Annotated in this window: 26 protein-coding genes; 13 read left to right on the top strand and 13 right to left on the bottom strand. The window is 71.5% G+C overall.

Annotation, left to right across the window (positions count from 1 at the left end):
* Positions 1-21: 21 nt before the first annotated feature.
* A complete protein-coding gene (mshA, locus tag AB0J69_RS21625) occupies positions 22-1,263 on the bottom strand; it encodes a D-inositol-3-phosphate glycosyltransferase (RefSeq protein ID WP_364120007.1) in 1,242 nt (413 codons plus the stop codon).
* Positions 1,264-1,415: 152 nt separating this feature from the next.
* Between mshA and AB0J69_RS21630 the strand changes: the two genes are divergently transcribed.
* The 3 genes from AB0J69_RS21630 to AB0J69_RS21640 all read left to right on the top strand — a co-directional run bounded on the left by AB0J69_RS21630 (position 1,416) and on the right by AB0J69_RS21640 (position 5,826).
* The gene (locus AB0J69_RS21630; protein WP_364119754.1) at positions 1,416-2,159 is read left to right on the top strand and encodes an SDR family NAD(P)-dependent oxidoreductase; all 744 of its coding nucleotides are present in this window, start codon (positions 1,416-1,418) and stop codon (positions 2,157-2,159) included.
* Complete coding sequence (locus AB0J69_RS21635) at positions 2,152-2,943, top strand: class I SAM-dependent methyltransferase (protein WP_364119757.1); 792 nt, start codon at positions 2,152-2,154, stop codon at positions 2,941-2,943. The genes AB0J69_RS21630 and AB0J69_RS21635 overlap by 8 nt, the downstream gene beginning before the upstream one ends.
* A 138-nt stretch (positions 2,944-3,081) precedes the next feature.
* A complete protein-coding gene (locus AB0J69_RS21640; protein WP_364119760.1) occupies positions 3,082-5,826 on the top strand; it encodes an AbfB domain-containing protein in 2,745 nt (914 codons plus the stop codon).
* Between the two features lie 67 nt (positions 5,827-5,893).
* Here the strand turns inward: AB0J69_RS21640 and AB0J69_RS21645 are convergent, their stop codons facing one another.
* Positions 5,894-6,397: an O-acetyl-ADP-ribose deacetylase gene (locus tag AB0J69_RS21645; protein ID WP_364119763.1), complete on the bottom strand. Its 504-nt coding sequence runs from the start codon at positions 6,395-6,397 to the stop codon at positions 5,894-5,896.
* A gap of 110 nt (positions 6,398-6,507) precedes the next feature.
* Here AB0J69_RS21645 and AB0J69_RS21650 point away from each other — a divergent pair, with 110 nt between their 5' ends.
* The 5 genes from AB0J69_RS21650 (at position 6,508) to AB0J69_RS21670 (ending at position 9,225) form a co-directional block, all read left to right on the top strand.
* Positions 6,508-6,864 (top strand): BlaI/MecI/CopY family transcriptional regulator, encoded by a 357-nt coding sequence (locus AB0J69_RS21650; protein ID WP_364119766.1) that lies wholly within the window; start codon positions 6,508-6,510, stop codon positions 6,862-6,864.
* Positions 6,861-7,766, top strand: a complete 906-nt coding sequence (locus AB0J69_RS21655) for a M56 family metallopeptidase (protein WP_364119768.1) — start codon at positions 6,861-6,863, stop codon at positions 7,764-7,766. Before AB0J69_RS21650 ends, AB0J69_RS21655 begins: the two co-directional genes overlap by 4 nt.
* Positions 7,767-7,826: 60 nt before the next feature.
* On the top strand, positions 7,827-8,318 hold the full coding sequence (locus AB0J69_RS21660) for a helix-turn-helix transcriptional regulator (protein WP_364119771.1): 492 nt from the start codon (positions 7,827-7,829) through the stop codon (positions 8,316-8,318).
* Positions 8,319-8,321: 3 nt separating this feature from the next.
* Positions 8,322-8,738 carry a hypothetical protein gene (locus tag AB0J69_RS21665; protein ID WP_364119774.1) on the top strand — a complete coding sequence of 139 codons (417 nt, stop codon included), beginning with the start codon at positions 8,322-8,324 and terminating at the stop codon, positions 8,736-8,738.
* 121 nt (positions 8,739-8,859) lie between these two features.
* A complete protein-coding gene (locus AB0J69_RS21670; RefSeq protein WP_364119777.1) occupies positions 8,860-9,225 on the top strand; it encodes a DUF2516 family protein in 366 nt (121 codons plus the stop codon).
* 1 nt (position 9,226) lies between these two features.
* Here AB0J69_RS21670 and AB0J69_RS21675 read toward each other — a convergent pair whose 3' ends face one another.
* The gene (locus AB0J69_RS21675) at positions 9,227-9,880 is read right to left on the bottom strand and encodes an SGNH/GDSL hydrolase family protein (RefSeq protein ID WP_364119780.1); all 654 of its coding nucleotides are present in this window, start codon (positions 9,878-9,880) and stop codon (positions 9,227-9,229) included.
* 27 nt (positions 9,881-9,907) lie between these two features.
* Here AB0J69_RS21675 and AB0J69_RS21680 point away from each other — a divergent pair, with 27 nt between their 5' ends.
* The gene (locus AB0J69_RS21680; RefSeq protein ID WP_364119782.1) at positions 9,908-10,642 is read left to right on the top strand and encodes an alanyl-tRNA editing protein; all 735 of its coding nucleotides are present in this window, start codon (positions 9,908-9,910) and stop codon (positions 10,640-10,642) included.
* Positions 10,643-11,105: 463 nt separating this feature from the next.
* Here the strand turns inward: AB0J69_RS21680 and AB0J69_RS21685 are convergent, their stop codons facing one another.
* Positions 11,106-12,020: a TetR/AcrR family transcriptional regulator C-terminal domain-containing protein gene (locus AB0J69_RS21685; RefSeq protein ID WP_364119785.1), complete on the bottom strand. Its 915-nt coding sequence runs from the start codon at positions 12,018-12,020 to the stop codon at positions 11,106-11,108.
* 114 nt (positions 12,021-12,134) lie between these two features.
* On the opposite strand from AB0J69_RS21685, the gene AB0J69_RS21690 reads away from it, so the two are divergent.
* Together AB0J69_RS21690 and AB0J69_RS21695 are read left to right on the top strand one after the other, a co-directional pair.
* The gene (locus tag AB0J69_RS21690) at positions 12,135-13,214 is read left to right on the top strand and encodes an FAD-dependent monooxygenase (protein ID WP_364119788.1); all 1,080 of its coding nucleotides are present in this window, start codon (positions 12,135-12,137) and stop codon (positions 13,212-13,214) included.
* 28 nt (positions 13,215-13,242) lie between these two features.
* Entirely contained in the window at positions 13,243-14,853 is a 1,611-nt protein-coding gene (locus AB0J69_RS21695; RefSeq protein ID WP_364119791.1) for a DUF2207 domain-containing protein, read from the top strand.
* On the opposite strand, the gene AB0J69_RS21700 is transcribed toward AB0J69_RS21695, so the two are convergent.
* Positions 14,850-15,758: an asparaginase gene (locus tag AB0J69_RS21700; protein ID WP_364119794.1), complete on the bottom strand. Its 909-nt coding sequence runs from the start codon at positions 15,756-15,758 to the stop codon at positions 14,850-14,852. The genes AB0J69_RS21695 and AB0J69_RS21700 overlap by 4 nt on opposite strands.
* Positions 15,759-15,818: 60 nt before the next feature.
* Here AB0J69_RS21700 and dtd point away from each other — a divergent pair, with 60 nt between their 5' ends.
* The gene (gene dtd, locus AB0J69_RS21705; RefSeq protein WP_364119797.1) at positions 15,819-16,244 is read left to right on the top strand and encodes a D-aminoacyl-tRNA deacylase; all 426 of its coding nucleotides are present in this window, start codon (positions 15,819-15,821) and stop codon (positions 16,242-16,244) included.
* A 70-nt stretch (positions 16,245-16,314) separates the two neighbouring features.
* On the opposite strand, the gene AB0J69_RS21710 is transcribed toward dtd, so the two are convergent.
* The 4 genes from AB0J69_RS21710 to AB0J69_RS21725 form a co-directional block, all read right to left on the bottom strand.
* Positions 16,315-17,253 carry a folate-binding protein gene (locus tag AB0J69_RS21710; protein WP_364119800.1) on the bottom strand — a complete coding sequence of 313 codons (939 nt, stop codon included), beginning with the start codon at positions 17,251-17,253 and terminating at the stop codon, positions 16,315-16,317.
* A gap of 125 nt (positions 17,254-17,378) precedes the next feature.
* Positions 17,379-17,792, bottom strand: coding sequence for a Fur family transcriptional regulator (locus AB0J69_RS21715; protein WP_364119802.1), 414 nt, complete (start codon positions 17,790-17,792; stop codon positions 17,379-17,381).
* 351 nt (positions 17,793-18,143) lie between these two features.
* Complete coding sequence (locus AB0J69_RS21720) at positions 18,144-18,440, bottom strand: DUF2470 domain-containing protein (protein ID WP_364119805.1); 297 nt, start codon at positions 18,438-18,440, stop codon at positions 18,144-18,146.
* Positions 18,441-18,446: 6 nt separating this feature from the next.
* Positions 18,447-18,935, bottom strand: coding sequence for an FABP family protein (locus tag AB0J69_RS21725; protein WP_347701491.1), 489 nt, complete (start codon positions 18,933-18,935; stop codon positions 18,447-18,449).
* Positions 18,936-18,978: 43 nt separating this feature from the next.
* Between AB0J69_RS21725 and AB0J69_RS21730 the strand changes: the two genes are divergently transcribed.
* The gene (locus AB0J69_RS21730) at positions 18,979-19,341 is read left to right on the top strand and encodes a DsrE family protein (RefSeq protein ID WP_364119808.1); all 363 of its coding nucleotides are present in this window, start codon (positions 18,979-18,981) and stop codon (positions 19,339-19,341) included.
* A 33-nt stretch (positions 19,342-19,374) separates the two neighbouring features.
* Here the strand turns inward: AB0J69_RS21730 and AB0J69_RS21735 are convergent, their stop codons facing one another.
* The 4 genes from AB0J69_RS21735 to AB0J69_RS21750 all read right to left on the bottom strand — a co-directional run bounded on the left by AB0J69_RS21735 (position 19,375) and on the right by AB0J69_RS21750 (position 25,167).
* Positions 19,375-20,172, bottom strand: coding sequence for a metalloregulator ArsR/SmtB family transcription factor (locus tag AB0J69_RS21735; protein ID WP_364119811.1), 798 nt, complete (start codon positions 20,170-20,172; stop codon positions 19,375-19,377).
* 121 nt (positions 20,173-20,293) lie between these two features.
* Positions 20,294-21,007, bottom strand: coding sequence for a glutamine amidotransferase (locus tag AB0J69_RS21740; RefSeq protein ID WP_364119814.1), 714 nt, complete (start codon positions 21,005-21,007; stop codon positions 20,294-20,296).
* Positions 20,997-22,226 carry a MurT ligase domain-containing protein gene (locus AB0J69_RS21745; RefSeq protein WP_364119817.1) on the bottom strand — a complete coding sequence of 410 codons (1,230 nt, stop codon included), beginning with the start codon at positions 22,224-22,226 and terminating at the stop codon, positions 20,997-20,999. Before AB0J69_RS21745 ends, AB0J69_RS21740 begins: the two co-directional genes overlap by 11 nt.
* A gap of 61 nt (positions 22,227-22,287) precedes the next feature.
* On the bottom strand, positions 22,288-25,167 hold the full coding sequence (locus AB0J69_RS21750) for an ATP-binding protein (protein WP_364119820.1): 2,880 nt from the start codon (positions 25,165-25,167) through the stop codon (positions 22,288-22,290).
* Positions 25,168-25,256: the final 89 nt, after the last annotated feature.

Genomic DNA, 25,256 nt, shown 5'->3' on the forward strand with positions numbered 1-25,256 from the left:
AGCCCCCAGAACAAAGTACGGTCAGAAGGTCGGTACGGCCACGGGGACCTTGTGCAGATTCGCGACGGCGCCGGCGTACACCTCCACCAGTCGCGAGGCCGTGGCCTGCCAGCCGAACGCGGCGGCGTGCGCGCGGGCGCCCTCCGAGAGCTGGTCGCGCCAGAGCGGCGCCTTGATGAAGCGGCACAGCGCCTGCGCCCACTCGGCCGGGTCGTGGCTGTTGACGAGCAGGCCCGAGACCCCGTCGCGGACGGCCGTGCGCAGCCCGCCGACCGCCGCGGCCGCCACCGGCGTGCCGCAGGCCTGCGACTCCAGCGCCACCAGGCCGAACGACTCGCTGTACGAGGGGACGACCGTGATCGAGGCGGCCCGGTACCAGTCGGCCAGTTCCTCCTGGGGAGCCGGGGGGACGAGCCGGACGACGTCGGAGATGCCCAGCTCGCCGGCCAGGTCGGTGAGGAGGGAGGGCCTGGCCAGGCCGTTGCCCGAGGGTCCGCCCACGCACGCGACCACCAGGCGCTCGCGCAGGGATGGCTCGTCGATGAGCATCCTGGAGGCGGCGCGGAGCAGCACGTCCGGGGCCTTGAGCGGCTGGATGCGGCCGACGAAGAGCAGGACGTGCGCGTCCTGCGGGAGACCGAGGCGGTGCCGGGCGGCGCCCTGAGAAGCCGGCTGGAAGAGGTTGAGGTTGACGCCGGGGTTCACGACCGCGACGCGTTGCTCGGGGGCGCCGTACAGGTCGATGAGCTCGCGAGCCTCGTCGGCGGTGTTGGCGACGAGGCGGTCGGCGATGTTGACGACCTGTTCCTCGCCGACCACGCGGGCCTGGGGCTCCGGCTTGTCGCCCTCGGCGAGCAGCAGGTTCTTGACCTTGGCCATGGTGTGCATGGTGTGGACGAGGGGCACGCCCCAGCGTTCCTTGGCCAGCCAGCCGACCTGGCCGGACAGCCAGTAGTGGGAGTGGATGACGTCGTAACGGCCAGGGTCGTACATCGCCTCCGTGCGCAGCACCTCCGACAGGAACGCGCACAGCTGGCCGGGGAGGTCGCCGCGGTCCATCTCCTCGTACGGGCCCGCGGTGAGATGGCGTACGAGGACCCCTGGGGCCAGTTCGGCCACGGGTGGCAGGTCACGGGCGGTGGCCCGGGTGAAGATCTCCACCTCCACACCGAGCTGAGCCAGCCGCTTGGCGGACTCGACGATGTACACGTTCATGCCGCCGGCGTCGCCCGTTCCGGGCTGGTCCAGCGGCGATGTGTGCATGCTGATGGTCGCGACCCGGCTGACCCGTCGTCGCCTCACTCGACACCACCTCCAAGCGGGTTATAACCATGCAGATTTTTTCGACATTCCCGACAGACAGTCACAAGAGGGGGTACAGGGCCGCCCCAATCACCTCCTGGCAGGATGAGGGCATGCGGAAAACGGCTGTGGTGACCGGTGCGAGCAGCGGGATCGGGGAGGCGACCGCGCGTCGGCTCGCCGCCGAGGGTTATGACGTGGTGGCGGGCGCCCGGCGCCGCGACCGCCTGGAGAAGCTGGCCGCGGAGGTGCCCTCGATCAGGCCGGTGACGTTGGATGTGACCTCTCAGGAGTCGGTGGACGCGCTGGCCGCCGCGCTGGAGCGCTGTGACGTGCTGGTGAACAACGCGGGAGGCGCGCTCGGGCTGGATTCGGTGGCGGAGGGGCGGCTGGATGACTGGCAGCGGATGTACGACACGAATGTGCTCGGGTCCCTTCGCATGACCCAGGCGCTGGTCCCCAAACTCGTCGAGTCGGGCGACGGGGTGCTGGTGATGCTCACGTCGACGGCGGCGCTGGGCGCGTACGAGGGCGGGGGCGGCTACGTCGCGGCCAAGCACGCCCAGCGCACGATGGCCGAGACGCTCCGCCTGGAGCTGGTCGGGCAGCCGGTGCGGATCGTCGAGATCGCGCCCGGGATGGTGCAGACAGAGGGGTTCGCGGTCAATCGGTTCCGGGGCGACGAGGCGGCCGCGGCCCGCGTGTACGACGGCGTGCCGGGGCCGCTGACCGCCGACGACGTGGCCGACGCGATCGCCTGGTGCGTGACCCGCCCGGCCCACGTGAACGTCGACCGGCTGGTCATCCGCCCCCGTGCCCAGGCCGCGCAGCACAAGGTGCACCGCGTAAGTGGCTAAGCCGGTCGGGACGATCACGCGGGGCACGACCGGGCACAACCGGCTGCGGCGCTGCGATCGCTGGATCGCGGCCGTGCACGGCCCGCTGCTGCGCTCGGCCGGCCGGCCCCTCGTGGTGGATCTCGGGTACGGCGCCTCGCACACCACCACGCTGGAGCTGTTCACCCGGTTGCGCCGGGTGGCCCCGGGCGTCGAGGTGGTGGGGATCGAGATCGACCCGGCCAGGGTGGCGGTGGCGAAGCCGTACGAGCGGGAGGGGTTGAGCTTCCGGCTGGGCGGCTTCGAGTTGCCGGTCCCGCGCCCGCCGACGCTGGTGCGGGCCTTCAACGTGCTGCGGCAGTACGGGGAGGACGAGGCGTGGCGCTACTGGGACGCGCTCAGGGGCCGTCTGGCCCCGGGCGGTGTCCTGGTCGAGGGCACGTCGTCCGAGAACGGGCGGCGGGCGGTCTGGGTGGGGCTCTCGCCCGACGGGCCCCGGACGGTCACGTTCTCCGCCCGGTTCGATGCCTACGAGCGGCCTTCGGACCTGGCGGACCGGCTGCCGAAGACGCTCATCCACCGGAACGTGCCGGGTGAGCGGATTCATGCGTTCCTGAGGGACTTCGACCGGGCCTGGGCGGTCAGCGCCCCGTACGGGGCTCATGGGCGACGGCAGCGGTGGCTGGCCGCGATCCACGTCCTGTCCGGGTCCTGGCCCGTGCCGTCCGGCCCGCCGCTGGGGGGCGACGCCCGGTGGCGGCTGGGCGAGCTGACGCTCCCGTGGTCGGCCGTGGCTCCCCGGTAAGTCGGCCGCGGATCTCCGGCAAATGGTCTATTTCGCACACGTGATCTCCGGTATATGGTCACGGTGCGGTCTAACTCGTTCAAGTTCGGTCGCAACCTGTCGGGGGGAGTCAGCACCGGTCCTCGTCAAGGAGCCGAGATGAGCAGATTCTCAGGCTGGGCCCGCCGCCTCACCGCGGTGCTGGTCCTCTCAGGAGCAGTCGTCGCCTTACCCGTGCAGGAGGCGCTGGCCGCGCCCCCGCTCACCACCCCATGGACCGCCGAGGTGACCCCGGACAACGCGTTGCCGGAGTATCCGCGGCCCCAGCTCGTACGCTCCGAATGGCAGAACCTCAACGGCCTGTGGCAGTTCGCCGGGACCGGCTCCATCACCACCCCGCCCGTCGGCCAGAACCTCGCCGAGCAGGTGCTGGTGCCGTACCCGATCGAGTCGGGCCTGTCGCGCGTCCAGCGGCACGAGGACCGCATGTGGTACCGCAGGACGTTCACCGTGCCGGGCAGCTGGTCGGGCCGCCGGGTGCGGCTCAACTTCGGCGCGGTGAGCTGGGAGACCCGGGTGTGGGTGAACGGCACCTCGGTCGGCACCCACACCGGCGGGTACGACCCGTTCAGCCTCGACATCACCGGAGCCCTGCGCTCCGGCTCGAACGAGCTCATCGTCGGCGTGTACGCCCCCGTGGACGCCACCGGCGCGCCCATCGGCAAGCAGCGCCGCGCGCCCGGCGGGATCTTCTACACCGCCCACTCCGGCATCTGGCAGACCGTGTGGATGGAGCCGGTCGACGCCGCGAGCATCACCCGCCTGGACACCACGCCCGACGTGGCCGCCGGGCAGCTCGACCTCGTCGTGCAGGCGGCCGGGGCGTCCGGCCGGCAGGTGCGGGCCGAGGTCATGACGGGCGGGAGCGTCGTCGGCACGGCGACCGGCGCGATCGGGGCGCACCTGCGGGTGCCGGTGCCGAACGCCCGGCTGTGGACGCCCGACGACCCCTTCCTGTACGACCTCAGGGTCACGCTGACCGGCACCGGCGGCGGCGACGTCGTGACCGGATATTTCGGGATGAGGTCGGTGGGCAAGGCCGTCGTCGGCGGTGTCCTGCGCCCGACGCTGAACGGCCGGTTCGTCTTCCAGATGGGCACGCTCGACCAGGGCTACTGGCCCGACGGCATCTCCACCGCCCCCACCGACGCCGCCCTGCGCTTCGACCTGGAGCAGCAGAAGGCGCTCGGCTTCAACACCGTGCGCAAGCACGTCAAGATCGAGCCCGCCCGCTGGTACTACTGGGCCGACCGGCTGGGCCTGCTGGTCTGGCAGGACATGCCCTCGATGCGCACCGGCGCCGCCCCCTCGACCGCCGACCGCGCCAACTTCGAGAGCGAGCTGCGCCGCATGGTGGACCACCTGCGCGGGATCACCTCGATCGTGCAGTGGGTGCCGTTCAACGAGGGCTGGGGCGAGTACGACCCGGCCCGCATCGCCGACCTGGTCAAGAGCTGGGACCCGAGCCGCCTGGTGAACAACAACTCCGGCTCCAACTGCTGCGGCTTCGACGGCGGCAACGGCGACGTGGTGGACGACCACATCTACGTCGGCCCCGGCTCGCCCCAGCGGCCCAGCGCGACCAGGGTGGCCGTGCTCGGCGAGTTCGGCGGCCTCGGCCTGCTCAGCCCCGGGCACCAGTGGCCGGGCACCGGCTTCGCGTACGAGATGACCGCCGACGCCACGGCCCTGACCAACCGGTACGTCTCGGTCAACGAGCAGCTCAAGCCGCTGATCGTGAACAACGGCCTGTCGGCCTCCATCTACACCCAGCCCACGGACGTCGAGAACGAGGTCAACGGCCTGTGGACGTACGACCGGCGGGTGCTCAAGATGAACGCCGAGCGCGTACGGGCCGTGAACCGCTCCGTGATCCAGTCCGCCACCGGCCTGGCGGCGGGCGGCCTCGTCTCGCTCCGCGTCACCACCGCCGGCCACACCGACCGCTTCCTGCGCCACCAGGACGGCCTGGCCCGCACGGACGTGGTGAACGCCGCGAGTGCGGACGGGCTCCGGCAGGACGCCACGTTCTGGGTGCGCCCGGGGCTGGCCGACGGCACGTGCTTCTCCTTCGAGTCACGCAACTTCCCCGGCCACTACCTGCGGCACGCCGACTTCCGGGTACGCAAGGACGCCCGCGACGGGACCGCCCTGTACGACCAGGACGCCACGTTCTGCGCCCGAGCGGCGCAGGCGGGGACCGGCGTGTCGCTGGAGTCGCTCAACCTGCCGGGCCACTTCCTGCGCCACCACGCCGACGCCGTCTACGTGGCGCGCAGCGGCGGCCCGAACGCCTGGGACACCGCCACCTCGTTCGCCGCCGACGTCACCTGGCTGCCCTCCGCTCCGTGGTGGCGCAGCGGTGCGAACCTGACCGTGGGGGCGGCCCAGTCGCTGCGCGTGACCACGCCGGGCTTCACCGACCGGTACCTGCGGCACCAGGACTCGCTGGCGCGTACCGACGTGGTGACGGCGGCCAGTCCGGCCGCGCTCAAGGCGGACGCCACGTTCTACGTGCGGCGGGGGCTGGCCGACGGGAGCTGCTACTCCTTCGAGTCGCGCAACTTCCCCGGCCACTACCTGCGGCACGCCGACTTCCGGGTACGCAAGGACGCCCGCGACGGGACCGCCCTGTTCGACCAGGACGCCACGTTCTGCGCCCAGCCGCCCAGGGCCGGGGGCACCGGGGTCACGCTGGCCTCGTCCAACATCTCGAACCACGCCGTCCGCCACTACGCCGAGGCGGTCCACATCGCGGTGCCGGGCGGCTCGCACGCCTTCGACGCCTCCGCGAGCTATGACCAGGACGTGACCTGGGCCGTCGCGCCGCCCTGGACCCCCTGACCCCCGCCCCGAGGCGCGCCTCCCCCTCAGAGGCGCGCCCTGACCCCGTCCTCGACGGCGCGCCTCGTCAGAGGCGCGCCTCGAAGACGGCGTAAGCGTCCTCGTCGAACAGCACGAACCGGATGTCCTCCACCGTCGTGTCCGCCTGCCGCACCGTCTCCAGGGCGATCACGGCGGCGTCGTCCATGGGCCAGCCGAAGATGCCGGTCGAGATCGCGGGAAAGGCCACCGACGTGGCGCCCAGCGAGTCGGCCACCCGCAACGACTCCCGATAGCAGGAGGCCAGCAGCGCGGAGCGGTCCTCCGACCTGGAGTGGACCGGCCCCACCGTGTGGATGACCCACCGGGCGGGCAGCCGCCCGGCCGTGGTGGCCACGGCCTGACCGGTCGGCAGGCCCTTGCCGTAGCGGGAGGCGCGCAGCTTCCGGCACTCCTCCAGGATCTCGGGGCCACCGCGGCGGTGGATGGCGCCGTCGACGCCACCGCCACCCATGAGGGAGGAGTTGGCGGCGTTGACGACCGCGTCCACCCGCTGCTCGGTGATGTCCCCTCGGACCAGCGTGAGCTTCATCTCACCGAGCCTGCCACGGCCCTTGCCGGACCCGGCCCGCCACGCCCGCGGACACGAAATCGGCGAACCCGGATGCCAGCTCGACACGTTGTAGAGCTACCCTGAAGGGCGTGAAGGGTCTTGGCGAGCTTGAGCGCAGCATCATGGACATCCTCTGGGCGGAGAGCAGCGCGCTGACCGCCCGCGAGGTCGGCCGGCTGATAGCCGACCGCGACCTCGCCCCCACCACGGTCATGACCGTTCTCGACCGCCTCACCCGTAAGGGCTTCCTCGAGCGCACCCGCGACGGTCGCGCGTGGAGGTATCAGCCGGCGGAAAGCCGCGACGCATACATCGCCGAGCTTATGCTGGAAGCCTTGGACCTGACGGGCGACCGCTCGGCCGCCCTGACCCGCTTCGCCCAGGCCGTGTCGGGCACGGAGGCGGAGATCCTGCGCAGAGCCCTTACGGAGCTGGAGGAAGAGTGATCACGGCAGCGGCGCTGGCAGCGCTCGCCACGGCGTGCGCGGTTGGCTCCTGGCGTTTCACCAGAGCCGGGTGGACCTCACGCGCCCCCCGGCTGGCCATCATTCTCTGGCAGTCCCTCGGCGTGTCCTGGGGCCTGGCCACCACGGGCGCGATGCTCGCCTACGCCGTGCAGCCGTACGGGGTGGGGGTGCTGCCCGGGCTGATCGCGTTCGCGCACGGCGAGACCCCGGCGCAGGCGTGGGACCCGCTGCACGTGCTGGCCCTGATCGCGGGTCTCACCGCGCTGGCCGTGCTGATCGCGGTGCTGCTCACCGCGGGCGTGCAGGCGCTGCGGGCCCGCCGCCGGCACCGCATGCTGCTCGCGCTGATCTCCCACGACGACCCGGGCGTGCCGGGCGTACGGGTGCTGGCCCACCCCAGCGCCGCCGCCTACTGCGTGCCGGGGCTGCGCTCGCAGGTCGTGGTCAGCGAGGGCGCGCTCAAGCTGCTGTCGGAGGACGAGCTGGCGGCCGTGCTGGCGCACGAGGCCGCCCACGTACGCGAGCGCCACGACCTGGTGCTGCTGCCCTTCGCCGCGCTGCGCCGGGCGCTGCCCTGGTCCAAGGTGGTGGCCGATGCGCAGGCCCAGGTGGAGCTGCTGATCGAGATGGCCGCCGACGACCGGGCCCGCCGCTACTGCTCGCCGCGCCGGCTGGCCACGGCGCTGCTCAGGTTCGGTACGGCGGGCGCCATGCCGACCCCGCACGGCATGCTCGGCGTGCACGCCCACAACGTCATGGCCAGGGTCGATCGCCTGATCAAGCCCGGTCCCGAGCTGGCCGCGTCGGTGCGTTACGGATTCATCGCACTGTCTGTGACTTTGGTCACCGCTGCCCCATGTCTGTGGGTTTTCCAGCTCTAACGCTTGCTGCAGTTAACCACCCCGTTTGCAATTGCAAGCACCACGGGGCAGACTACAGATATGGCACTACCCAAAGTCGGCTCGATCGGTGAATACATCCGCGACCAGCGGCAGCAGGCGAAGATCTCGCTGCGCCAGCTCGCCGCGGCGGCCGGGGTCTCCAACCCCTACCTGAGCCAGATCGAGCGCGGCCTGCGCAAGCCGAGCGCGGAGATCCTCAACCAGATCGCCAAAGGTCTGCGCATCTCCTCGCAGGCGCTCTACGTGCAGGCGGGCCTCATCGAGGACCGCGACCCGCCCAGCGACGTGATCACCACGATCAGAGCCGACACGCATCTCAGCGAACGGCAACGCCAAGTGCTGATCGACATTTATGAGTCGTTCCGCAAGGAGAAGCGTGCCGAAGACGAGCAGACCTCCCAGAACGCTCGTCCCCGGCACGACTCCGATTCGGACGACGAGCCGCTGCCCGAGGAGTTTCTCGCCGCTCTTGAGCCCTTTGCGGCGACCTCACGCAACGGCAACGTCACCCAGGAAACCAAGGAAGGTTAACCCATGACGCTCGCCACCGAGGTCAAGAAGCTCACCGAGTCCAAGCCGTTCTACGCCGTGGCCGGTGCCGGCGACTACGCGGTCGAGAAACTGCGTGAGTTGCCCGAGCAGCTGCAGAGGCTGCAGTCGCGCCGCTACGACCTCGCCAAGGATCTGCCGGTGAAGGCCCGCGAATACGCCGACAAGGCCGAGGGCATCGCCAGGGAGTTCCCGGAGAAGGCCCGCGAGTACGCCGACCAGCTCACCCACAAGGCCACCGAGGTCTACGAGGACTTCGCCACGCGCGGCCGCAAGGTCGTCAGCAAGGCCAGCGGCGAGGCCGCGCTCGAGCTCGAAGAGGTGTCGGAGGCCGCCGAGCCGCCCGTCGCCGAGCCCGTCCAGCCCGTCAAGAAGACCCGCACGCCCCGGGCCAAGGCCTGATCCTCGACAGAGGCCCGTCTCCCATCGGGAGGCGGGCCTTTCCGTTCAGGGGTGCCCGCATGTCGGGGGTGCCTATTAGGCTGAAGCCGTTTGGATCGCGGCGTTGGGCGGAGACGACAACATGAGTATGATCAACGGGGTCTTCAACCTCCTCTTCCTGGTGCTCGCCGTAGCCATCTTGGGCATGTCGATCTACGCGCTCGTGCACGCGCTCCGGGTGCCGGCCAACGCGTTCATCTCGGCGGGCAAGCTGCAGAAGAACCTGTGGCTGCTCATCCTGGGGCTGGCCACGCTGTTCTCCGGCGCCGGGGCGTGGAGCTATCTCAACGCCTTCATGCTCGTCGGCGGCGTCCAGTTCATCGGCATCGGCCTCGGCCTGTTCTCGATCGCGGCGGTCATCGCGGCCACCATCTACATCGTCGACGTGAAGCCCGCCGTCAAGGGCATGGGCGGCCGGGGCAACAGCGGGCCTTACGGCCCCTGGTAGGTCACCCCAGCTCGGCCGCCAGCCAGGCGGCGATGCTCTCGTGCCCGGCGAGCGTGGGATGCACGCCGTCGGGCAGGATCGCCTCCGGCGGCCAGCGCCTGCGCATGGGGTCGAGGAACGGCACGCCGCCGGCCTTGGCCGCCCGCGCCAGGGCGTCGCGCACCGCGTACGCCTTTCGCGGCGCGTCCTCCAGCCAGATCGGGCCGACCATGACGGTCCTCGTGCCCGGCCAGCGCGAGCGCACCTCGGCCAGCAGGTTCGCGGCGGCGCGGCGCACGTGGGCGGGCCTCCAGCGCCGGTCGTTGTGGCCGCCCGAGATGACCAGCAGGTCGGGGGCCGGCCGCCAGGCCAGCTCCACCTCGAAGGAGCGCTCGAACGTACGCCCCGCCCGGCCGGCGTTGCAGAAACCCGTGCCACCCGCGCCCGCGATGATCGGCTGGCGGCCCAGGAGACGGGCTGCCTGGGACGCGTACGACTGCCACCGCGGCACCGGCCCGGAGCCGACGGTGAAGCTGTCACCCAGGAACATCATCACCGGCGCCGCCGGCTTCGGCTTCGCGGCCGGGCGCGGCGGGGCGGGCGGAACCTCCGCACCGCTGCACGCCGGCACGACCAGCATCGTCATGACCAGGGCGACTCGCGTCAGGTCACGCATGACCACCTCGGGCACTAGGCTGCCGATATGACCTACGACCTCCACGGGCGCACGCAGCGACTGGAACTGTCGGACCAGAATCTACGTGACTTCGAGGCCGTCGTCCTCGATGCCACGCCTGAGGGGATCGTGCTGAGCAGGTCGGCATTCTATCCGGGCGGGGGCGGCCAGCCGGCGGATCACGGGGTTCTGATCTGGCAGGGTGTGGAGACCCGCATCGCGGGGGTGCGCAAAGGTGACGATCTCTACCTGATCCCGGCCGAAGGCGACCCGATCCCGCCGGTGGGCACCGTGGTGACGGGCGCGGTGGCCGACGCGCGGCGCTCGGCCCTCATGCGTACGCACTCCGGCCTGCACGTGTTGTGCGGCGTGGTGTTCAGGGACTACGGCTGCCTGGTCACGGGCGGCAACATGGACGAGCTCAGTGCGCGCATGGACTTCAACCTGCCCGAGGTGCCGGCCGGGTTCAAGGAGGCCGTGGAGGACGCCTGCAACGCCGAGATCGTCGCCGACCGGCGCATCGACGTGCGGGTGCTGCCCCGGGCCGATGCGTTCGCGATCCCCGACATCATCCGCACGGCCACGAACCTGGTGCCGGAGACCGTGCAGGACGTGCGGATCGTCGACATCGTCGGCCTGGACACCCAGGCGGACGGGGGCACGCACGTGGCCTCCACGAAGCAGATCGGGCACATCAAGGTCGCCAAGATCGAGAGCAAGGGGCGCGGTTTCCGGCGCCTGCGCATCCAGATCTCCGACTAGCCCGGCCGGGCCTTTCCCACCGCACTCCGGCTGAGGTCCCTTGGGGGAAGAGAAGAGGGGACAGGCGCCACCGCACTCCCGGCTGAGGCCCCTACGGGGGAAGGCCGGCACGGGAGGTCTCCCACCGCACTCCCGGCTGAGGCCCCTACGGGGGAAGGCCGGCACGGGAGGTCTCCCGCCGCACTCCCGGCTGAGGCACCTTGGAGGGAGACCGGCTGAGGTCCCTTCGAGGGAGGCAGGGGGCGGGATGTCCCTGCCGCGCTTCCGGCGAGGGCCGAGGGGCGGAGGAGTGCTCGTGGCGGCGGCCCGCGTCCGCTGGAGGGGGTCGGAGGCCTGGCGGGTCTCAGCGCGCTCCCGGAGCGGCGCTGAAGGCGGCGGGCGTCCCTTGAGGGGGAGCGCGGCGAGCCCGCGCGGACGGCGGGCGGACTGCGTCCCGGAGGGGCGGCGCGTGCCCCTTGAGGCCTCAGTGGGGGTCGATGACGGTGGTGAGGCCGTCGAGGAGGGGGCTCAGGCCGAACTCGAAGAGGCGGTCCAGGTCGAGGTCGAAGTCGTCGCCCAGTTCCCCGATGAGCGTGGCGAAGGCGGGATAGTCGCGGGACCCGGCGATCTGGCGCATGACGTCCTCCTGCCCCTTCATCCATTCGTCGGCGGTGATCCCGGTGGCGGCCTGGGCCCGCTGCTCCAGCTCGAGGTTGGCGGCGATGCCCTGCACGTAGCTGTAGAGCAGGGTGTGCACGTGCATCTTGGTCACGGGGTCGAGCCCGGTGCCCTCCAGCGCCCGCATGACCCACTCGGTGTGCTTGAGCAGTGACGGCGAGGGCAGCGGCCGGGTGATCGAGGCGAGCCGCGCCATCCACGGGTGGGCGCGGTAGGCGGCCCACTGCAGGCGGGCGGACGTCTCCAGCCTGGCCCGCCAGCCCTCCGGCGGCTCCGGCGGCAGCGCGAACTCGTCGATCACCGCCTCCACCATCAGCATGACCAGGTCGTCCTTGCCGCCCACGTGCCGGTAGAGGGACATGGTGGCCACGCCGAGCCGGCCCGCCAGCCCGCGCATGGTCAGCTCCGCCAACCCCTCCGCGTCGGCGATCTCGATGGCCGCGCGCACGATGCGCGCGCGGGTCAGGTCATGGCCCGAGGTCGCGGGCCTGGGCTTCGCGCCGCGGACCTCGGCCACGACGGTGCCCACGCGGGGCTCGGCGACCACGACGCCCTCCCGCGCCAGCAGCGTGAGGGCCTTGGCGGCGGTGGCCAGGGCGACGTTCCAGTCCCTGGCGAGCTGCCGCGTCGAGGGCACCCGTTCGCCGGGTCGGAGCTTGCCGTCGGCGACGCGCCGCTTGATGTCGGCGACGATGCGGGCGTGGGGCGGGGTGCCGTCCATCCGGATCCGAACCTCCTGTACTAGTACAGATCCTCCCACTATACCCTTGCTACCCGCTGTATGTACTACGTACATTCAATTTTGCGTACAACGTCAACAGGCAAGGGGCACATCATGAAGGTTCTCGTCTCCGGAGCGAGCGTCGGCGGTCCGGTGCTGGCGTACTGGCTGGGGCGGAACGGGCACGACGTCACGGTGGTCGAGCGGGCGCCGGCTCCCCGCAGGGGCGGTCAGGCCATCGACATCAGGGGCGTCGCGCTGACCGTGGCGGCGCGGATGGGGATCCTGGAGGAGGTCAGGGCGCTGCGGACGACCATGCGGGGCATGTCCATGGTGGACACCGCGGGCAACGAGCTCATGCGCGACGAGGAGGCGACGATCAGCGGCGGGCGGTTCGACAGCCCGGACGTCGAGATCATGCGCGACGACCTGAACGCCATCCTCGTCCGCGCCTCCGGCGGCGCCCGCTACCTCTACGGCGACTCGATCGCCACCCTGGGCGAGGACGGGGAGGTCACGTTCGAGAGCGGGCGGCAGGGCCGCTACGACTACGTCATCGGCGCCGACGGCCTGCACTCCAACGTGCGCAGGCTGGCCTTCGGCCCGGAGTCGCGGTTCCTGCACCACCTCGGCACGTACGTCTCCATCTTCACCGCCGACAACTTCCTCGGCCTGGACCACTGGCAGACCTGGTTCAACGAGGGCGAGGCGGGCGGGGCGCTGTTCAGCGACCGCGACGCCGGCGAGATGCGGGTCAACCTGGGCTTCAGGTCCGGCGTGATCGACTACGACCATCGCGACATCGACCAGCAGAAGCGGCTCGTCGAGGAGCGCTGCTCCGTGCTCTATGAGGCGCCGCGGCTGCTGGAGGCGATGTGGAAGTCCGACGACTTCTATTTCGACGCCATGGCCCAGGTCAGGATGGAGCACTGGACGAAGGGGCGGGTCGCGCTGGTCGGCGACGCGGGCTACTGCGCCTCGCCGATGTCGGGCCAGGGCACGAGCCTGGCCATGGTGGGGGCGTACGTGCTGGCGGAGGAGCTCGACAGGGACCCGGCGGCGGCCTTCGAGCGGTACGAGGAGCGCATGCGCCCGTTCGTCGCCGCCAACCAGGCGCTGGCCCACGAGAACCCGGGCCAGGGCGCCTCCCCGGAGAGCGTGGAGCGGGCGGCGAACAGCATCACGCTGGACTGACAGGTACGAACCGCTACGATTTGCCGCCATGACGGGTATCAGGCTCACGATGGCCGCCCTGGGGGCCACCGCTCTGACGTTGACCGCCGCCCCCGCCGCCCTGGCAGCGGAGGCCGGGATCACCGACGAGGTGACGATGACCCTCGGCAAGGACGGCACCCTGCACGTGGTCGAGAAGATCAGCGGGGCGTCGGGAGAGCTCAAGCGGACGTTCATCACCCGGACGCGCCACGACGACACCACCGACCGCGTCTACCAGATCGCGAACGTCAAGGGCGGCACCCTCGCGGGCGACGTGCTCACCGTGACGGGCCAGACCGTCGAGTACGACGTCAAGGGCGCGGTGACGACCTCGGGCGGCGTCGAGGAGCTGCGCTGGTTCGCGGTGAACGGCTGGAACCAGCAGGTGGCCAAGGCCACGGTCAAGGTGGAGGGCCCGGGGCAGGTGCAGAACCTGTCCTGCTTCGCCGGCGAGCTCACCTCGGCCATCGGCTGCACCTCGGCCTCCATGGACCACTCGGCCACGCAGGCCGACTTCGAGCAGGAGAACATCGCCCCCGGCCAGGCCCTGACCGTGGTCGTCGGATACCCGAAGGGCTCCAGCGGCGGCAAGCCCATCCTGGAGAAGCGCTTCTCCCTGGCCGCCGCGTTCACCCTCGACACCGTCACCGGCGGCGCCCTGGCCGGCCTGCTGGTGCTGCTGCTCGGCGGGGTCGCCCTGCTCTACTGGACGCGCGGCCGCGACGCCAGGGTCGTCGGCCACGAGAGCGGCGCGGTGGACCCGGTGCAGAACGGGCACTTCGCCCCGCCCGACGGGGTGCGGCCGGGCCAGATCGGCACGCTGGTGGACGAGCAGGCCGACGTGGTCGACGTGACCGCCACCATCGTGGACCTCGCGGTCCGCGGCTACCTGCGGATCGACGAGCAGTCGCGGCAGACGTACGACGCCCCCGACTGGATGCTCGTCAGGCTGCCGAACGCCCCCGTCAACGCGCTCCTGCCGTACGAGCACGCCCTCTACGACGCCATCTTCGACGGCCGGGACGCGGTGCTGCTGTCCCAGCTCTCCGGCTCGTTCGCGGCCCACCTGGGCAAGGTGCGCGACGCGCTGTACGCCGACGTGGTCAGGCAAGGCTGGTTCGCCCGCCGGCCCGACACCGAGCGCACCAGGTGGACCACGATCGGCGTGGTGCTCATCGGCGTGGGCCTGCTGGCCACGGTGGCGCTGGCCTGGTTCACCACGTACGGGCTGCTCGGCCTGGCCGTGGTCATCGCGGGCGGCGCGCTGGCCGTCGGCGGCCAGTACATGCCGGCCAAGACCGCCAAGGGCTCGGCGGCGATGGCGCACACGATGGGCTTCCGCCAGTACCTGTTCTCCGGGGAGCTGGGCGACGTGCCCGAGCAGCACCGGGTGGAGCTGTTCTCCCGCTACCTGCCCTACGCCGTGATCTTCGACGGGGTCGAGCACTGGTCGCGGGTGGTGGCCTCGGTCACGGGCAACGGCCACCAGTCCGACAACCTGTACTGGTATCACGGGCCGGCGGAGTGGGACCTGTCCAAGTTCGCCGGGTCGATGCGTACGTTCACCACGACGACCTCCGGCGCCATCTCCGCCACCCGCCAGTTCCGTACCCTCTAGCGGATCCTCAGCTCGCCGACGGGCCGCCCGCCGCCCAGCACCGCGGGGGCGCCCAGCTCGGCCAGCTCGGGCGCGTCCAGGCCCAGCGAGCGCAGCCCGGCCACGGTGACGGGCACGCGGGCGCGCGCGGAGCCGTCCTCGACCTTGACGGTGCCCGCGCGGCCGTCCTCGAACACGAAAGCGTCGAACCCGTCCGCTCCGGCCTTCAGCATCAGGCCCGGCAGCGCCCGCATGAGCTTGGCCTCGGGCCGGTCGGTGCCGGAGGTCCACTCGGGATGGGCGCGCATGGCGTCGAAGATCTTGCGCTCGTACGAGTCCTCCGACGACATCGGGAACGCCCGGAACGCCTTGGTCACCCCCAGCATGGACACGAAGAACAGCGGAGCCCCGCACCCGTCCACGCCGGAGGCGGCGACCCGCTCCCCGGTCAGCTCCTCCACCGTTTCGCGGATCGCGCGCTGGAGCGGGTGCGCGGGCTCCAGGTACGTGGTCAGCGGCCAGTCGTTCAGCACGCAGGTGGCCAGCATGGCGGCGTGCTTGCCGGAGCAGTTCATGTACACGCGCCCGCGCTCGGTCACCGAACGGTCGAACGGGTAGTCCTCGGGGCACAGCAGCGCCGACTCCTCCAGCCCCGCGCCCGCCAGGATCTTCCGCACACCGTCCACGTGGAAGGGCTCGCCGGAGTGCGAGGCGCATGCCAGCGCGAGCAGCTCGTCCTCCAGCCGCAAACCGGCCCGCAGCATGCCGAGCGCCTGCAGCGGCTTCATCGACGACCGTGGGGAGGCCGGGACGTGCACCGCCCCCCTGGCCTCCACCGGGCGTCCCTCCGCGTCCACGGTCAGCAGGCGAGCCTGATGCGTGGACTCCACGAACCCGGATCGGACAACTTCCACAATCATCGACATTTCACATCCCCTTTCGACACGAGTGTATGGACGGTTTCACCTGGTCCAGAATGGGATCCCATGCGAGCAGTCGTACAGAGAGTCAGTTCCGCGTCGGTCGAGGTCGAGGGGCGTACGGTCGGGGCCGTCACCGAGCCCGGCCTGCTGGTCCTGGTGGGGGTCACGCACACGGACACGCGCGCCGAGGCCGCCAAGCTGGCCGCGAAGCTGTGGGGGCTGCGGATCCTGCACGGCGAGAAGTCCTGCTCCGACGTGTCGGCGCCGCTCCTGGTGATCAGCCAGTTCACCCTGTACGGCGACGCGCGCAAGGGCCGCCGGCCCACCTGGCAGGCGGCGGCCCCCGGCCCGGTCGCCGAGCCGCTGGTGGAGGCCGTGGTGGCGGAGCTGCGGGCCCTGGGGGCGCACGTCGAGACGGGCGTCTTCGGCGCCGACATGAAGGTGTCGCTGGTCAACGACGGCCCGATCACGCTCGTCCTGGACGTGTGACGGCGTGACCGGTCGCCGCGGTGTCACCTGACGGACGCGGGCGGCTTCGCCGACGGACGCGGCGGCTTCGCTAGCGGATGCGGCGGCGCAGCGACGGGTCGATGCTGACGTTGCGGCCGGCGTCCGGGGGCACGACGACCTCCTGCGCGGCGGCCACCCCGCCGGCCAGCAGCGGCGCGTCCACCGGCACCGTACGCTTGATCACGGCCAGCGCGATCGGCCCGAGCTCGTGGTGCCGGGCCGCCGAGCCGACCACCCCGACCTCCTGGCTCTCGAAGATCACCGGATCGCCGTGCACGGGAAGCGTGTCCACGCTGCCGTCGAGGTGCAGGAACACCAGGCGGCGCGGCGGATGCCCCAGGTTGTGCACCCGGGCCACCGTCTCCTGCCCGCGGTAGCACCCCTTGCTGAGGTGCACGGCCGCGCCGATCCAGCCCACCTCGTGGGGGATCGTCTTGTGGTCGGTCTCGAAGCCGAGCCGGGGGTGGTGCGCCTCGATCCGCAGCGCTTCGTACGCCCACAGCCCCGCCAGGGGCCTGCCCAGGTGCTCGGCCAGCTCGGCGCGCGGCACCAGGAAGTCCTCCGTGGCCGTGGAGAGCACGGCCAGCTCGTCGACGCGAGACACCTCCACGCGCATCATGAACCGCATGCGGTCGAGATAGTCGATCAGGCTCTGCGCGGTGCCCGGCTCGACGTGGGCCAGCACGCTCTCGCCGTCGTCGACCAGCGTCAGGTGGTGCTGCACGCGGCCCTGGAGGTCGAGGTCGAGCGTCTGGGTCCACCCGCCCGGTTGCAGCGTGTCGAGCTTCTGCGAGGTGAGGTCGTTGAGCCATTTCAGCCGGTCCGCGCCGGAGATGCGGACCACCTCGCGGTTGCTTCGATCGACGACCGCCTCTCCCTTGGCCAGCGCGCGCTGCTCGGCGAACAGGTCGCCATAGTGCGCGGCTACGTCGGAGTCCGGGGCGTCCGCCTGGACCGCGCCGGGGAGGTCGAGCAGAGGGCTACGCATGCCATCCAGGCTATCCGCACCCGCCCGGCTCTCCGCACCCGCTCCCACCCCGCGAAGGACGCGGTCACCGGCCCTGCGGTCCGCAGGGTGAGCCCGCGCTCAAGTCGTACGTGCGGGGGACGGGACTAGCGGCAGTCGCGACACCGGCCGAAGACGGTGAGGTGGTGGACGTCGGCGACGAACCCCAGCTCCTCGTCGAGCCCTCGCACCAGCCCTTCGGCCAGCTCCGGCCGCACCTCGAACACCTCGTCGCAGCCCCGGCACACCAGGTGCACGTGGTCGGCCTCGGCGGCCAGGTGGTAGGTCGGCGCCCCGTGCCCGAGGTGGGTGTGGGTGACCATGCCGAGCTCTTCGAGCAGCTCCAGCGTCCGGTAGACGGTCGAGATGTTCACCCCTCGGGCCGTCTCGCGGACCTTGACGCAGATCTCCTCGGGGGTGGCGTGCTCCAGCGCCTTGACCGCCTCCAGGACGAGCTGGCGCTGCGGGGTGACCCGGTAGCCCTTGGCGCGGAGTTCCTCATGCCACTGCGTCTCCGTCATGCCCTGAGTCTAGGCGAGGTGTCCCCGGGGCCGGGGCGGACCGCGGAACGCGGCCGGCGGACCGCTCGCTGATATTCACTTGCCCGTTTCGCGGAGAAGCGCATAGCTTCTTGGGTACGCGGAAAGGAGGTGGTCCGAATAATGGTTAGTCATAGTCGGGCTAGCGAGGTGGTTGTCCGCTGACGTCGCGGACTGTTGTCTCGTGCCGTTGAGCGAGAACGAGGCAACCACCGGGGCCCCTGGCAGCCGGAGGGCGGGATGTGCATCCCGACCATGGTCCATCCGGCCCGCCCGCGCCGCGGGCGGAGTGATGCCCGGGGCCCTCTTCAATTTCCCGGTGTTCGCCGTCTCTCAGTGTTCGCCGCGGATCGGCAGGCCGAGTTTCCCGCACGCCTCGCGATAGAGCATCACCACGGCCTTGCGCACCTGCGCCCGCTCGGTGATCGTCTCGCCCCAGGGCACTCGCACCCGCTCCCCGCCGTCGATCGTGAACGTGATCGCCTCGGCGTCGACGTCGGTCGTCACGGCGGTCTTCGCCTCCGGCCGCCCGCCGAGCCCGCGCACGATGATCAGCGCGTCCTCGGAGTGGTCGTCGTTCATGTGGCGCTTGATCGCCTCGATGGCGTCAGCGGTGAAAGGCGTGCTCATAACGGCTCAAGCTACCTTCTTCAGCTCCGCCGACATATGGTCGGTCAGCGGGTGCCCGACGGCCGCCATCTCGTAGGCCCACATGAGGTTGCCGTTGACCAGGCCGTAGAGGCGGTGGCCCGCGGTGTACTCCTTGGCCGAGGCGGTGCGCGCCACCACGTCCGTACGCAGCTCGATCTTGTGGAAGACGACCTCGCCGATGTAGATCTCGACGATCCCCGTGGGGTGGGAGAGCACGACCTCGACCTGCCGGTCCGGCTGGGGACGCCAGTAGCCCGACTCCGTCGCCAGCGGCCTGACCCGGTTGCCGGCCTCGTCGAGCAGCCACGTGCGGCTCACGTAGGTCAGGAACGGCTTGCCGTTGTGCCCGAACTCGATCTCCTGGCCGAAGTTGAAGCTCTCGATCGTCGGGTAGCCGCCCACGCCGGCGCCTTCCCACCGCCCCAGCAGGAACGCGATCGGCTCCAGGTCGGGGTGCACCTCAGGTTCTTCCATGGTCCTCAAGAGTAGTGGCGCCGGGAGCGTTAGGGTGGCGAGCATGGCACGATCACTGGTGATCAAGGTTACGGCGGGGGCCGACGCCCCCGAGCGCTGCAACCAGGCGTTCACGGTCGCGGCCGCCGCACTCGCGAGCGGCGTATCCGTCTCCCTCTGGCTGACCGGCGAGTCCTCGTGGTTCGCGCTCCCGGGGCGGGCAAAGGAGTTCAGCCTGCCGCACGCCGCGCCGCTCACCGACCTGCTCGACGCCGTGCTGGCCGCGGGCCGGGTGACGCTCTGCACCCAGTGCGCGGCCCGCAGGAACATCACCGTGGACGATCTCATCGACGGGATCCGCATCGCGGGCGCGCCGGCGTTCGTCGAGGAAGCGGTCGCCGAAGGCGCCCAGGCCCTGGTCTACTGACCTCGGCCCGGCGGGTCACGCGCCTTTCTCGTCCTACGCCGCCGTGACCGGCGCCTCGCCGGTCTCCAGCAGCGTCTTCAGGCTGGACAGGAGCTCGGGCCAGCCCTCGCTGACCGCCTTGCGCACGGCGCTGTCCGGCTCGAACCCGCTGTGCACGACGGTCAGTTTGACCATCTGCCCGGCCTGCTCGATCTCGAAGGTCACGGTGGACCTGGGCTCCGCCGCCGCCTCGGCGAGCTGCTCCGCGCCCCAGCCGACGGACTCGCCGAACTCCGGCGTGAAGGTGTGCCACGAGTAGGCCAGGCGGCGGTGCGGCTCGGACACGAGCACCACCTGCTCGGGGTCCGCCATCGTGACGCCCAGCTGCTTCCAGGTCACCGCGGAGCCCACCTTCCAGTCGGACTCCAGCTCGACCCCCCAGTAGCGCTTGGTCCAGGCGGGGTCGGTCAGCGCCTGCCAGAGGCGCTCGGGGGTGGTGCGGATGTAGGTGGTGTAGACGAAGTCGTTGTTCGGCTGGTCCATGAGGTGCTCCTCCAATGCCGTCTTCAGGTCGGCCAGGGCGCCGGTGCGGTGGCGGTCGTACTGGTTGATCCAGCGCTCGGCGATGGCGTTGATCGGGACGGCGTTGAGGTAGTGCAGCTTCTCGCGCCCGCTCCGCACGGTGGTCACCAGGTTGGCCTCCTCCAGCACGGCCAGGTGCTTGCTGACCGACTGCCGGGCCATGTCCAGCCCGGCGCACAGCTCGCGCAGGGTCTGCCCGTTGCGGGCGTTGAGGCTGTCGAGCAGCCTGCGGCGACTGGGGTCCGCCAGCGCCTTGAACACCTCGTCCATGTACCGCCATCCCAATATGCAGCCGGTTGGCTGCCTGTTTGTACAGTAGGCAGCCAGACGGCTGCATGTCAAACCCGCCGCGACGGCGGAGTGTCTCGTCGCGGCCGACCGGAGGTGACGGTCAGTGTTGCAGCACGGTCGCCAGGCGTTCCTGGCGCAGGGCCTCGTAGCGGGAGTCGTCGAGCGGCGCCAGCTCCCCGGCGCGCCAGGACAGCAGCAGGTCGGCCAGCGCCGGGTTGCGCGCCAGGGCGGGCCCGTGGAGGTAGGTGCCCACCACGTGGCCGGCGTAGCAGCCCTCGAAGCCGTCGCCGTTGCCCACGCCCGTGATCGTCTTCGACAGCGGCCTGACGCCGGGCCCGAGGTGGGTGACGCCCATGTGGTTCTCGAAGCCGGTCAGCGTGGGCAGGTTGAGCGCGGCGTCCACCTCGGCCACCAGCTCGCCGACCGCTCGCGCGGGGCCGCGCGAGCTGGCGATGTCGAGCAGGCCGATGCCGTCGACCGGCTGGCCCTCCTCGCCGCCGAACGTGCTGCCCATGATCTGGTATCCGGCGCACACCGCGAGCATGGCCGCCCCGCGGGCGATGGCGCGGTGCAGTCCGCCGTCCCTGCGCAGGCGCTCGGCGGCCAGGATCTGCGGCCGGTCCTCGCCGCCGCCGATCAGGTAGATGTCGCCGGTCTCGGGGACCGGGTCGGCCGAGCGTACGTAGATGGTCTCCGTCTCGATCCCCCGGCGCTGCGCGCGCTGCTCCAGGACGAGGACGTTGCCCTGGTCACCGTAGGTGCTCAGCAGGTCAGGGTAGATCCAGACGATGCGCAGGGCGCTGTCAGACGGCACGACCGAACTCCGATCGGATCTGCTGGAAGGCGGTGTAGTTGGCGATCACGTCGACCCGGCCGGGCGGCTGCATGGCCAGCGCCTCCGTGAACGTGCCGCACAGGGTGAACGGCACGTCCGCCACGTCGAGCCGGAGCGCCAGGTCGAGGCGGCGCTCACCGGTGACGAAGACGGGGCGCCCGCGCAGGATGCGGTAGTCGACGTCCCACAGCCACGAGGTGTCGCGGCCGTCGGGGCCCTGCGCGTTGACCGAGAGGATGATCGGGAACTGCGGGTCGGCGACGTCGAACGCCTCCAGCCAGCCCGCCGGGTTCTTCGCCAGCAGCAGCCGGGCGTGCCGGCCGTCACGCTCGACGGTGGTGTAACGGCCCGCCACCGAGGTGACCTCGCGCAGCCGGGGCAGCGCCCGCTCCACCGGCACCCCGAACGCCTCCGCCACCGCCAGCGCCATCACCGCGTTGGAGCGGTTGGCCTGGCCGGGAAGCTGGATGTCGAGCAGCCACCGCTGCCCACGCGGGTCGACGGCCGCGTCGTCGTCGACCGCCCACTGCGGCTCGGGCCGGTGGAACGTGCACTCCCGGCACGCCCAGTCGGCGTCCTTGCGGTCGAGCGGGCCGCCGCACTCGGGGCAGCACCAGGAGTCTTCCTTCCACCGCTGCCCGCCGGCGACCCAGGTGACCTTGGCGGCCGTGGAGGCGCCCCAGGTGACGAGGGGGTCGTCGCAGTTGGCGATGACATGCGTGGGCTTGCCGGACAGGGCCCTGCGCCACTTCTGGGCCAGCAGCCAGATCTCGGCCGCGCGGTCCATCTGGTCGCGGCTGAGGTTCATCAGGCAGACGACGCCCGCGCCGGTCGTGTCGAGCACCTCCGGCAGGTATTTCTCGTCCACCTCCAGCACGCCGTAGGGGGCGGCCTTGTGCTGGGAGAGCGCCGAGACGTGGCCGGCGGGCATGTTGGCGCCGAAGGCGTTGGTGGCCACCTCGCCGAGCTCCAGCAGCGCCGAGGTGATCAGCCTGGTCGTGGTGGTCTTGCCGTTGGTCGCACTGACGAGGGCCAGCTTGCGATCGCGGGCCAGCTTGCGCAGGAGGTCCGGCTCTAGCAGCAGGCCGACCCGCCCGCCGATCACCGAGCCGTCACCCCGCCCGGTCATCCTGGACAGCGTTGCGGCACTGCGTCCCAGAGCGCTGGCGAGTTGGGCCCGCAGAGGAAGCTGGGTCATGTGCATGGATCCTAGTCGGCATTGGCCCATACTCAGGTGACGCTCGCGAAAACGCGGCCCGTCACGGAGCGGCCGCCGGCTCGGCGAAGGCGATCTCCGGGGCGCCGCCGTGCTCGAAGGGGAGCACGAAGCGGCGCGGCCACGACAGCACGCCCTCCAGCCACCCGGCCCCCATCGTCTGGCCCACGTGCCTGATCCGGGCCGACGACTCGACGCCGATCGCCACCGTCACGATGTCCCGCTGCACGCTCTCGTTCTCGTCGTCCCCGAGGATCACCCGCCAGGCCAGCGCCCGGTTGTGGTCGACCTCCATCGACAGCGGGTGGTGGCGCAGCGCCTTGGCCCGGTGGCCGAGCAGCTCGGTGTGTACGAGGTCGCCCGCGCCGTTGCCGTTCGGCTGGCGGAACAGGGCGTACTCCATGGGCGGCGCGGGGCTGCGCAGGTTCGGGGCCGGCTGCCCGTACGGGAAGAGCCGGTCCACCTCGTGCAGCCAGCGCACCTGCGGGATGACCCACGACGCCCCCGGCCGCTCGCCGCCGCTGTCGACCGCCGAGAGCAGCCGCGTGGCGGTCTCGGCCGCCTTCTCCGTGAGCAGCGCCGGGTCGAACCAGCTGCGCAGCGACCAGGCGCGCCGCTGCACCGAGCGCTCGATGAGCGTGGCGAGCAGGCACTCCCTGCGCCGCGCCGGCAGGTCGGACCAGGCGGCCGACAGTGCGCGCGGCACGCCGGGCAGCGGCCGGTTGCTGACGAAGGCCAGCACCACCGTGTCGCACCAGATACGCAGCCACGCCCAGTCCGGCGCACCGGCCAGCACGTCCGCCTCGCGCAGCTCCACCAGGGTGCACGCCTGCCCGGTGCGGCACTGCTTGCCGCACGCCGCCGACCGGCGGCCACGGATGGGCGGCGGCGGGCCGGGCAGCACCTTCTCCCTGGACTCCCCCAGCGGTACGCGGACCCGCAGCGGCCGGTCCATGCCGTCGGCGAACACGGCGGCCGAGCCCGGCTGGAGCGAGACCACGTGGCGGGACTGCTCGTCGCTCAGGTTCATGGCGGCGCCGACGAGCTTCCTGTCGTCCTCGGCGGGCAGCCGGTGCACGACCTTCAGCGCCGTGTTCTTCACCACGTCGGAGACGAGCTTGGTGGGGATCTGCTCGGCCACCACGATGCCCTCGCCGTACGCCCTGATCTCGGCGAGCAGCCCGGCCAGCAGCTCCACCGCGTGGGTGGAGGCCCGGCCGTGCCCCCGGTCGCGCAGGAGGCGGTGCGCCTCCTCGATCACGATGACGTGGCGCAGCCCGGCGGAGCGCTCCTTCCTGGCCCGCATGCGCAGGTGCTCGACGATCCGGATGATCAGCGTGCCCATGAGGAACGCCTTGTCCTCGTCGTTGGCCACGTCCTCGATGGCCAGGACGACGTCGCGCTCCAGCAGGCCGCCGATGTCGGCGGGGTGGCCGCCCTCGAAGAAGCGGCCCGCCGAGCCGACGCGCAGCGAGCGCAGCCGCAGCGAGATGAAGCCCTCGACGTCCGCCTGGACCTCGCGGCCGTAGCCGATCTCCTGGATGACGTCCATGGCGTGCTGCTGGAGCTGTTCGAGGGTGGGGATGCTGGGCGGGACGTTCGAGCCGGGCACGGCGCCGCCGGTGACCACGTCCCAGCCGGTGGCCTCGTAGACGCGCTGCAGGGCCAGCGACATGATCTGCGGGAACGGCTCCTCGGCGTCGAACGCGGCCATGAACAGCGCCCGCACCATGTCGATGTGGGCCTGGACGGGGTAGCCGGGCTCGGGTTCGAGGGGGTTGACGCTGAACGGCACGCCGTCGGGCGCCGACGGGTTGATCACGGTGACGGGGTCCTCGATGCGGCCGGCCATGGCGGCGTACTCGGACTTGGCCGGCTCGATGGCCAGCCACGGGATGCGCGCCCGGCTGAGCTGCTCCAGCAGGTGGCGTACCGTCTGGGACTTGCCCGAGCCGGTCGCCCCCGTGACGAACGCGTGCCGGTTGAGCGTGGCCAGCGGCACCCGGAAGGTGCCGACGCCCCGGTCCTGCCCGTCGAGGATCTCGCCGAGCTCCAGCTCGCCCCCGTCGGCCACCTCGTCGGACTCCGCGGTCACGTCGAAGAAGCCCGAGTCGAGCACGCGCACGCCGGGCACCTCCCGCCGGGGCAGCCCGGCCAGCGCGGCCAGCGCCCCCGCGGTGGCGGCGAACGGCGCGGCGGCGCCGTCGGCCGGGTCCTGCATGGTGATGGCCAGGGCCTCCGACAGGGCGTAGACGGCGCCGTGCGAGCTGCGCAGCCGGTACGGGTGGTGGCTCATCTCGACGGACCCGACGAGCACGGGTGCGATCTGCCGCAGCTCCTCGGCCGTGGCGCCACCGGCCAGCACGCGTACGTTCCAGAGCCCCGCCTCGCGGAAGGCGTCCAGCTCCTGCATGCGGCGCTCGGCGCGCTCTGCGTCGAAGCGGGAGCGCTCGGAGGCGTCGCCGTACTGCCGCAGCACGTTGAGCTGCGTACGCAGGTGCGCCACCTCGGCGTCCAGCAGGTCGGTCGGCTCGGCGACGACGAGCCACGCGAACGGCCGCGACATGAGCGTCATCAGCGTCGACTCGAACAACGTTGGCCGCCGCAGCTCGTCCGGGTCGAACTCGCGCCCCTTGCTCCCCAGCGGCGGCGCCTGCCGGCCCGGGCACGGCGTCCACACCAGGTCCGCCAGGTCGGCCAGATACTCCTCGTCGAGCTGCACCCCCCGCGCGCCACCGGGGAACAGCAACGGCTGCGGCCCGCTCGGATGGTCGGGCATGTCGGTCGACCGGCGCGGCTGGCGCGGCGGCGAGAGCGGCCCGGCGTTGGTGATGAGCTCCAGCGGCGCCCCGGAGCCGCGCGACAGCCAGCCGATGACGAACGGACGATCGCGCTGCGCCGCCGACAGCACCGCGGGAAGCACAGTGACGAAATCCCATTCCGCCGACGAGCTTCGCGAGGGTGCTGCGATCGACTGAATTCGATACCAGGGCCCGCTCAGCGAGACACTCG

Origin of the sequence: Nonomuraea sp. NPDC049709, from assembly GCF_040674815.1 — a bacterium.
Lineage (GTDB): Bacteria > Actinomycetota > Actinomycetes > Streptosporangiales > Streptosporangiaceae > Nonomuraea.

Excerpts from the sequence above, each read along its gene's own strand:
- AB0J69_RS21725 (WP_347701491.1), bottom strand. The coding sequence starts at position 18,935 with ATGGAAGAACCTGAGGTGCACCCCGACCTGGAGCCGATCGCGTTCCTG.
- AB0J69_RS21675 (WP_364119780.1), bottom strand. The coding sequence starts at position 9,880 with ATGCGTGACCTGACGCGAGTCGCCCTGGTCATGACGATGCTGGTCGTG.
- AB0J69_RS21645 (WP_364119763.1), bottom strand. The coding sequence starts at position 6,397 with ATGAAGCTCACGCTGGTCCGAGGGGACATCACCGAGCAGCGGGTGGAC.
- AB0J69_RS21745 (WP_364119817.1), bottom strand. The coding sequence starts at position 22,226 with ATGACCCAGCTTCCTCTGCGGGCCCAACTCGCCAGCGCTCTGGGACGC.
- AB0J69_RS21715 (WP_364119802.1), bottom strand. The coding sequence starts at position 17,792 with ATGACGGAGACGCAGTGGCATGAGGAACTCCGCGCCAAGGGCTACCGG.
- AB0J69_RS21665 (WP_364119774.1), top strand. The coding sequence starts at position 8,322 with ATGACGCTCGCCACCGAGGTCAAGAAGCTCACCGAGTCCAAGCCGTTC.
- AB0J69_RS21680 (WP_364119782.1), top strand. The coding sequence starts at position 9,908 with ATGACCTACGACCTCCACGGGCGCACGCAGCGACTGGAACTGTCGGAC.
- AB0J69_RS21670 (WP_364119777.1), top strand. The coding sequence starts at position 8,860 with ATGAGTATGATCAACGGGGTCTTCAACCTCCTCTTCCTGGTGCTCGCC.
- mshA (WP_364120007.1), bottom strand. The coding sequence starts at position 1,263 with ATGCACACATCGCCGCTGGACCAGCCCGGAACGGGCGACGCCGGCGGC.
- AB0J69_RS21730 (WP_364119808.1), top strand. The coding sequence starts at position 18,979 with ATGGCACGATCACTGGTGATCAAGGTTACGGCGGGGGCCGACGCCCCC.
- AB0J69_RS21720 (WP_364119805.1), bottom strand. The coding sequence starts at position 18,440 with ATGAGCACGCCTTTCACCGCTGACGCCATCGAGGCGATCAAGCGCCAC.
- AB0J69_RS21735 (WP_364119811.1), bottom strand. The coding sequence starts at position 20,172 with ATGGACGAGGTGTTCAAGGCGCTGGCGGACCCCAGTCGCCGCAGGCTG.
- AB0J69_RS21640 (WP_364119760.1), top strand. The coding sequence starts at position 3,082 with ATGAGCAGATTCTCAGGCTGGGCCCGCCGCCTCACCGCGGTGCTGGTC.
- AB0J69_RS21630 (WP_364119754.1), top strand. The coding sequence starts at position 1,416 with ATGCGGAAAACGGCTGTGGTGACCGGTGCGAGCAGCGGGATCGGGGAG.
- AB0J69_RS21710 (WP_364119800.1), bottom strand. The coding sequence starts at position 17,253 with ATGCGTAGCCCTCTGCTCGACCTCCCCGGCGCGGTCCAGGCGGACGCC.
- AB0J69_RS21690 (WP_364119788.1), top strand. The coding sequence starts at position 12,135 with ATGAAGGTTCTCGTCTCCGGAGCGAGCGTCGGCGGTCCGGTGCTGGCG.
- AB0J69_RS21685 (WP_364119785.1), bottom strand. The coding sequence starts at position 12,020 with ATGGACGGCACCCCGCCCCACGCCCGCATCGTCGCCGACATCAAGCGG.
- AB0J69_RS21695 (WP_364119791.1), top strand. The coding sequence starts at position 13,243 with ATGACGGGTATCAGGCTCACGATGGCCGCCCTGGGGGCCACCGCTCTG.
- dtd (WP_364119797.1), top strand. The coding sequence starts at position 15,819 with ATGCGAGCAGTCGTACAGAGAGTCAGTTCCGCGTCGGTCGAGGTCGAG.
- AB0J69_RS21660 (WP_364119771.1), top strand. The coding sequence starts at position 7,827 with ATGGCACTACCCAAAGTCGGCTCGATCGGTGAATACATCCGCGACCAG.
- AB0J69_RS21700 (WP_364119794.1), bottom strand. The coding sequence starts at position 15,758 with ATGTCGATGATTGTGGAAGTTGTCCGATCCGGGTTCGTGGAGTCCACG.